Source organism: Citrobacter sp. 50677481 (assembly GCF_001463265.1).
Taxonomy (GTDB): domain Bacteria; phylum Pseudomonadota; class Gammaproteobacteria; order Enterobacterales; family Enterobacteriaceae; genus Citrobacter_A; species Citrobacter_A sedlakii.
In genome coordinates this window covers 186633-193163 of record NZ_LNHZ01000048.1, presented here as the reverse complement: position 1 = coordinate 193163, position 6531 = coordinate 186633, and the positions used below count along the sequence as shown (strand labels likewise).

General features: G+C 50.2%; 4 protein-coding genes. All 4 read right to left on the bottom strand.

Translation table 11 applies throughout. From position 1 onward, the window contains the following. Positions 1 to 920, bottom strand: a 920-nt coding sequence (locus APU02_RS12395; RefSeq protein ID WP_060570158.1) for a DUF6396 domain-containing protein, incomplete at its 3' end; no start/stop codon positions are given. Next, positions 920 to 2764 carry a hypothetical protein gene (locus tag APU02_RS12390; RefSeq protein ID WP_060570157.1) on the bottom strand — a complete coding sequence of 615 codons (1845 nt, stop codon included), beginning with the start codon at positions 2762 to 2764 and terminating at the stop codon, positions 920 to 922. The genes APU02_RS12395 and APU02_RS12390, both read right to left, overlap by 1 nt. After that, entirely contained in the window at positions 2764 to 5472 is a 2709-nt protein-coding gene (gene vgrG / locus APU02_RS12385) for a type VI secretion system tip protein VgrG (RefSeq protein ID WP_060570156.1), read from the bottom strand. Before vgrG ends, APU02_RS12390 begins: the two co-directional genes overlap by 1 nt. Before the next feature lie 395 nt (positions 5473 to 5867). Further along, positions 5868 to 6509, bottom strand: coding sequence for a hypothetical protein (locus APU02_RS12380; protein WP_060570155.1), 642 nt, complete (start codon positions 6507 to 6509; stop codon positions 5868 to 5870). Between the last annotated feature and the right edge of the window lie 22 nt (positions 6510 to 6531).

Sequence of the window (6531 nt, the reverse complement as noted above, 5' to 3'; positions counted from 1 at the left end):
AGCCATTTTAGTTTACCGTCCCAGGCTGGCAGCGGTGCCGGTGGCAGCGGTACGATGTCATTAATTTCCGGGACGACCGGGTGAGCGTAAGAATATTTACCTAATATCTCACCAATTCTTTCGTACCGACTCGCTCGCTCAGGATCTTTTTCTAGATCCAGATAATAAAGAGTATCTCCTGGCAATGGACCTCCAAAACCTTTTTCCAGTGCAAAAGCCGACATTTCATCACCAGTGGCAACGCCCAATTGAAATAATTCGACAGCTTCATGATATTTCTTTTCTACTGCCAAAGTATTACCTAAGGATTTAGCCGCATTATTATTTCCTTGCTCAGCAGCACAACGCAGCATCTGACGGGCAATATCCGGTGCCATTTTGGCCGGAGCCAGTTTGTCACCAACATAAGCCTGAGCCTGCGCATTTCCCTCATCTGCGGCCTTGCGGTAGTAACGCAGCGCCATCTCGTCATCCTGCTGCAATCCCGCCGCACCGTGCTGCAGATAAACCGCGACAAAGTAATAACCTGAAGCCACACCGGCATCGATTAGCGCCTGGCTCATCCGCAGACGCTCAGCGCCGCTGAGATGAAAATGCCCCCGAATCGCACCATTCTGCAGATTAATATTGGCCCTGTAGTGCCCGTTTTCTGCCGCTATACGGTAAAGTCGTTCAATTTCTGCATCGATTTTTACGTCTTCCTTTAACTGGTTATTCTTCTGCAGCCAGCGCGCGTACTTAAATAAAATCTCACTGTCCACAGAAGGCTGCGGAATATTTTCATGTTTGCAGGTAAACGCCAGCCGGGTATTGATAGTTGATAACGGGTCCACGTCAGTTTCCTTTTTTACAGAGGTCGGGGACGTTCCCCCATCGCAGGCTGCCAGTGCAAGGCAGGCCAGAAGTAATAATTTACGCATCAGTCCCAGTCCTTGAGGGTGGATTTATCGTAGTTAAATTTTATCAATGGTGCTAAAGGCGCATTCTTCTCAGAATTTTTAAGCTTTTCATTTTTGTTAAGCAAATAATCCCAAGCTTTAAACGCCTTCTCCGGGTCATCCTGCACACCCTGCCCAGCAGTATGCATATTCCACAGCCGCCGTCGCAGGGCCTTTGTCACATAACTCCATTCATGAGCGATATTCATTTCACTGTCCACCTGCATACTGCGGGTATTGATATTAGCGGAACCATGAGTAGTAAAGATGTCGTTAATAATCATCAACTTGGAATGGATGTACACCGGCATCCACTCCTGAGGCGGGGAATCTTTCGCCACCAGCGAGCAGATATGGACCTTCAGGCCAGGCCGGGGTTCAGGAAGAATAACGCTCTCTTTAATTCCCTGAATCTTTTTTTCAAACGCCTCCATCTTCTGGCGCACTTCTTTTTCATTATCGAAAAACCCAATACCCGGTCCTGCTTCCCGTGCTTTTTCAATTTTACGCAGCCTTGTTAATTCCGGAATGGTATCGGCACGCCCGAGGCTGTCGAGCATTCGCTGGGTGTTCACCGTCCCGGCCCCTATTCCTTCGTCCGTCACGTTCGTCACCACAAACAGATGCAGCGATCCATGAACACCCGGGTCGCGGCCTTTACTGACCTGCAGGGCCGCCGCATTTTTGATGGCCTCCGCCAGCGGTGGCCAACGGAAATACTGGTTTTCAATATAGATAAACTGGGTGGCGTTATTGGTACTCTGCAGGTACAGCGTCTCGATATCGCGCTTTCCTTCCTGTGCCTGAGTGCGGAGCAACTGCGCCATCAGTGGCGTCCCCAGTTCCGGGCGGATTTTCAGCTGCTTTGCCACCCCTTTTGCATTACGCATTGCCAGCAAATCCTGGCCTGTTTCTTTACGCCAGGCCGTGGCAAAGTTTTCATGCAGATGCTCCAGAATTGGCCCGGTCACCAGGCTGGAAATGTCCTGTCGCGGACGGTTTCCCCTGGCACCAGCATTGGGGGCAACTTTGCTGACACCGCGATTTTTAGCGCTGTGCGCATCCGTATCCCAGTACTCATCCAGCATGTTATGCCCCATGACAAATCCCACCGCCAGCGCCGGTATTTCATAGTCCACCAGCACCGTTTTCTGGTGATGAGTGGCCGTCCCTGTCATCACACTCACGGACATCTTACTGATATCCTTGTCCTTGCTTTGCCGTGACAGGCGATAGGCTATTTCTGCCCGTTCCTCTGCATCAAATCCACGCCCAACAAATAACGGGCCACGTGAATGAAGCCGGGCATTGCGGCTCAACGCCTGGACGACAGGAATGACTTCCAGTGCTAAATCCGCCCATTCTCCAGTCCAGGAATGTTCGGTAAACCACGCCTTATCATAATGATACTGTTTTTCTGAAGCTGACTGCCCCGCACGGTCTTTGATTCTGATTGCGCCTTTTCCCGGCAGGTTGGCTTCATCCGCAAAACCGGCACTATTGAAGGGCATTTCCCACCCCAGAACCCGCACCTGAACGCCTTTCTCGCGGGCAATTTTCACCAGCAGCTCACCAATACAGGGAGATTTACCATCACGCACAAAATACATGGAGGGCTGAAATCCCCAGCAGATAATGTCCACTGACGTTGTGGCATTCGCAATGGCTTCATAAACAGCCGCAAAGGCCTCTTCCCCATTGACCAGTGGTTTGTATGTCGCCTGAGTGGGTGGGAATTCAGTGTCCGCCACAAACCACGGGGCCGTCATAACGCACTGACTAGTGTCGACCATTAAAATGGGGGTAACAATATCGGGCTGGCTCATTAACTCTCTTCCTTATCACTGGGGCCATCAAGCAGTTCAGCATACAAATTGCGGTGTTCTGTGTGTGAGGCGGGAGGATTTATATCGCCATCCACCTGTGAGGAATGATTGTGAAAACCGCGATTGGCGAGTTTCCCCTGTTCAGGGTTGCTGTAAGCTTCAACTATCGGAACCTGATAACGAACACCATTTGCCATCTCCAGTTGGTATTGCTGTGTGACTACCTGATGATCTATTGCCACCCGACCGTTCTTATCCAGCACGCCCTGTTTCACAGGAGTCCCATCGGCGTATAGTATGTAGGGCATTCCCGCCCAACCGCTACCTTCGGCATTCGGTGCCTGCGGTACACTGAAATGCAGCGATTGTTTGATATCCCCTTGAAGTACAGGATATTCCGGATGGCTGGCATCCATTTTCGCAGGACCAGCATAGTCAAAATCAGCAGATTTGATTTCAACGTCACCGGTTGTTCCAAGCTCTATCTTGCAGGGGGCAAGGGTGATATAAGACCCTCCGGCATTCAGAATGATTTTCTTTTTCGCCACAATATGGATTTCATCTTCTGTGCTGACGATCTCCAGTCCCTTACGGGCTAATAGCTGCATTTGATCATTTTGTGCCTGGATGGTGACCGGCCCCTGGTTTGCTATCAGCTTCATACCGAGTTTGCGAACAAACAGACTCAGCCCTTCACCAACACCAATAAACAGGCGCTTCATTATGCCCATATCAGCATCTGCACCCGCACTAAGCATCAAATTTTGACGCGCCGTGAGTTGCAAATGTTTACCACTGGTCATGGCAATACCGTCCGGTGCGCTAAGCACAGCAACGGCCTGTTTAAGCTCTTCGATTTGTTCTCGCATAAACGCAAGCTGCGCATCCACTTGGGCCGGATCTGCGCTGGCCGTTTGAGCATCCCTGGAAAGAGAATCCATCAGGTCGCCGGATTGTTTTAACCGATCCAGGGTGTCCTGCATCTCCAGCATCTTATCGCCAGCCTGTGGCTGTTTATCTGCAGTGATAAATACACCAGCCCCACCGCGAACGGCAACCCATTTATCAGTACGTAACTCCGCACCTTCACCCCGCAGTACCCTGTCAGCATCCACGTTGTGACCCAGATTAAGCTGCGTCTTACCCCCGTACTCCGTACTGAGCTTAACATGCTCTTCACCCCGCTTATCTTCCATCCGCAGCTTGTTCAGGCCAGCTGTGCGGATAACATTGCGCGTGCTGTTGGCTTCTGTGACATGGTCAGCGTGGCGGGAATCATGCAGGGCATGGGCAATATAAGGACGATCCGGGTCGCCTTCATGGAACGCGATGGCGACTTCCGTACCCTGTATCAGTGGGAAATGGAAGCCGTATTTATCGCCGCCGTAGGGTTTAGCGAAGCGCACCGGCATACTTTCCATGCCCTGGCGTTTGTCGTCGCGGTCGGCATCGAATTTCACCCGGTACATGCCCGATGCATCCTGCCAGGCGTAGATATCGTTCTCTTTGGCGCTGGTCACGCGCGCCATCAGCGTGCCGCTGACCACCGGACGCTTTTTAGCGGCAGGACGCCAGCATCGGTTCTCGTAGTACGGCATCGCTACCCATGCCACTTTCAGGGCATTCTTACGGCTGGCGTAATAGCCAGTACGGATAATAACAACACCGTTCTCCGTTTCACGGGGCAGTGTTGGCGGCATAGCTGTTTCGGTAATAGTCAGTACCTGCGCCGGGCCGAGGGTGTGGTCGGTGCTGCTGCCGGTCACCGTGGTTTGGGCAGACAGGAAGCGTTCATGCTCCAGACGCGCCCAGAAGTTACCGGTTTCGGCTGTTGGGTTAATTTTGTCGCCACGCTCAAGATGGCGCGGGCGGTAATGGTACACATCACCATAAGTGATGCCATCACCGTCACCCCGGGTCATGTCAGCCGGTACGGACATCAGGACGTTCTGGGCTTCACGGTGGTTGTAGTCACTGGCCGTAACCGAATGCTCTACCACGTTGTGCCAGACATGCACGCCCCACACCGAACCAGCTCCGTTGTCATTCGCCCCTGACGGGCTGTTCAGCGGCAGTGTTTTACCGAACGTCCAGGCGCTTTGCTTGTCCGCAAAATGCACCACTTCAGTCAGGGTGTCCGGTTGCAGAGTGAAGAAGTAAAAAATCCCCACTTCGGCCAGCAGGCGTTCAATAAAAGCGAGGTCATTTTCCTGATACTGGTTAATCTGCTCACGCTTTGGATAGTCGGCTTTAAGGGTAAACTCATACTCCCAGCCTTTCAGGCCATGCTCCTGAAGTACCTCTGCAACAACTTCCGGCACCGACTTATTGACGAAAAAGCGGTGAGTACGGAACTGATTGCCCAGCAGTGCCAGAAACGGCTCCAGTATGATGCAGTACTGCGCTTCATCCGCGGAGCCGCCGGTACGTTGGAAATGGGTCACCACCCCATGAACCACTTTTCTCTCTGTCAGGGAGAGCTGGTTGCCCGCCCCCATGATCAGGGTTGCCGGCTTACTCAGCATCTGGCGGGCATCAATGTTCTTATCTGCGCTGGTGAAGTTGATGGTGTACCTGTACAGTGCACTCATCGCCTCTGAGCCGCTGAAATCTTCCACGTCAATATTTGCCGCACACGACGGAATATCCAGTTGGTAACGGTTTAGCGGGGTTTGGATTAAACTGCTCAGTGTATCTGTCAGGCTCACGATCTTTACTCCGTGTAATATTTCAGCATCCTGAATGACCAGTGATGGAAAGAAAGACAACGATATAAGGTTTAAATTATTTTATTTAGCTACTCCACCGTATAGCCACGTTATCTCTATGCCTGTTGGTGGAACGTTACAAATACTTTCCTGTTTGATTTCCTGGGGGATGATGAAACCGTAAGGTTATTCATCATAAACGTATGTATAAGCAAAGCGATATATAAGATAACCTGCAAAAAACTCTGCTATCGAAAACATGCCCCAGATATATCTGGATTCGCTTGAAGATAAGAAAAAAAACCAAATAGTAAATGCGATACCAGAAACACCCAGCCCCATCCCCACCCCGCGAATTAATCGGGAAAGGATTACCAACAAAATAACCCTGACATTCATAAGCCTCCAAAAAAATATTCGCATATCTTATCAAACTCGGCAGGATTTCTGTCTCCTACCTCACAAGCGGTTTCAAAAGGCTTAACGATATCTTCAACAATAAAATAAAGAAGATCCAGGTCACCAAGACGCTGGAGTTTATTGTGCAAAACAGGGTTTCTGTCTTCGAGGTCTCTTGATGTATAAATTGCTCTGGATGTTTCAGCACCAACAGATAACAATAAACCAGCCAGACTTCCGGCAAAAAAGGCTGATACACCTCTGGATGCGATTGCTTCGCCCAACTTCACACCCGTTAGTTCAGTAAACGCCATTTTTCCCATGAACGAACCGGAAACATTTTTCACGATAGAAGATATTTTTTCGGCGTGAATGCGTGAAATAAAATCTTCGAGAGAGGTCTTAATGATTTGCTCAATAATCTGATGATTAAATACGCCCTTTTTAACTAATCGCGCCAGCCTGAACTTATCATCCAGATTATCCCTGCGATGCTCAGCATCAATGAAATCATACCCCAGATAGGCAAGGCTGACTGGAAATGAAATAAAACCTTTTCCTGTTGCGCCCCAAAAACCAGAACCATCGATATTAATGGCTTCAAGCATATCTCTGGCAATCTCTTTTGCGCTGTCCATAATTGTTACCCTTTAGATAAGC

What these genes read in the sequence shown, in the direction of transcription:
- APU02_RS12380 (WP_060570155.1), bottom strand. Translation starts at nt 6,509, where the DNA reads ATGGACAGCGCAAAAGAGATTGCCAGAGATATGCTTGAAGCCATTAAT.
- APU02_RS12390 (WP_060570157.1), bottom strand. Translation starts at nt 2,764, where the DNA reads ATGAGCCAGCCCGATATTGTTACCCCCATTTTAATGGTCGACACTAGT.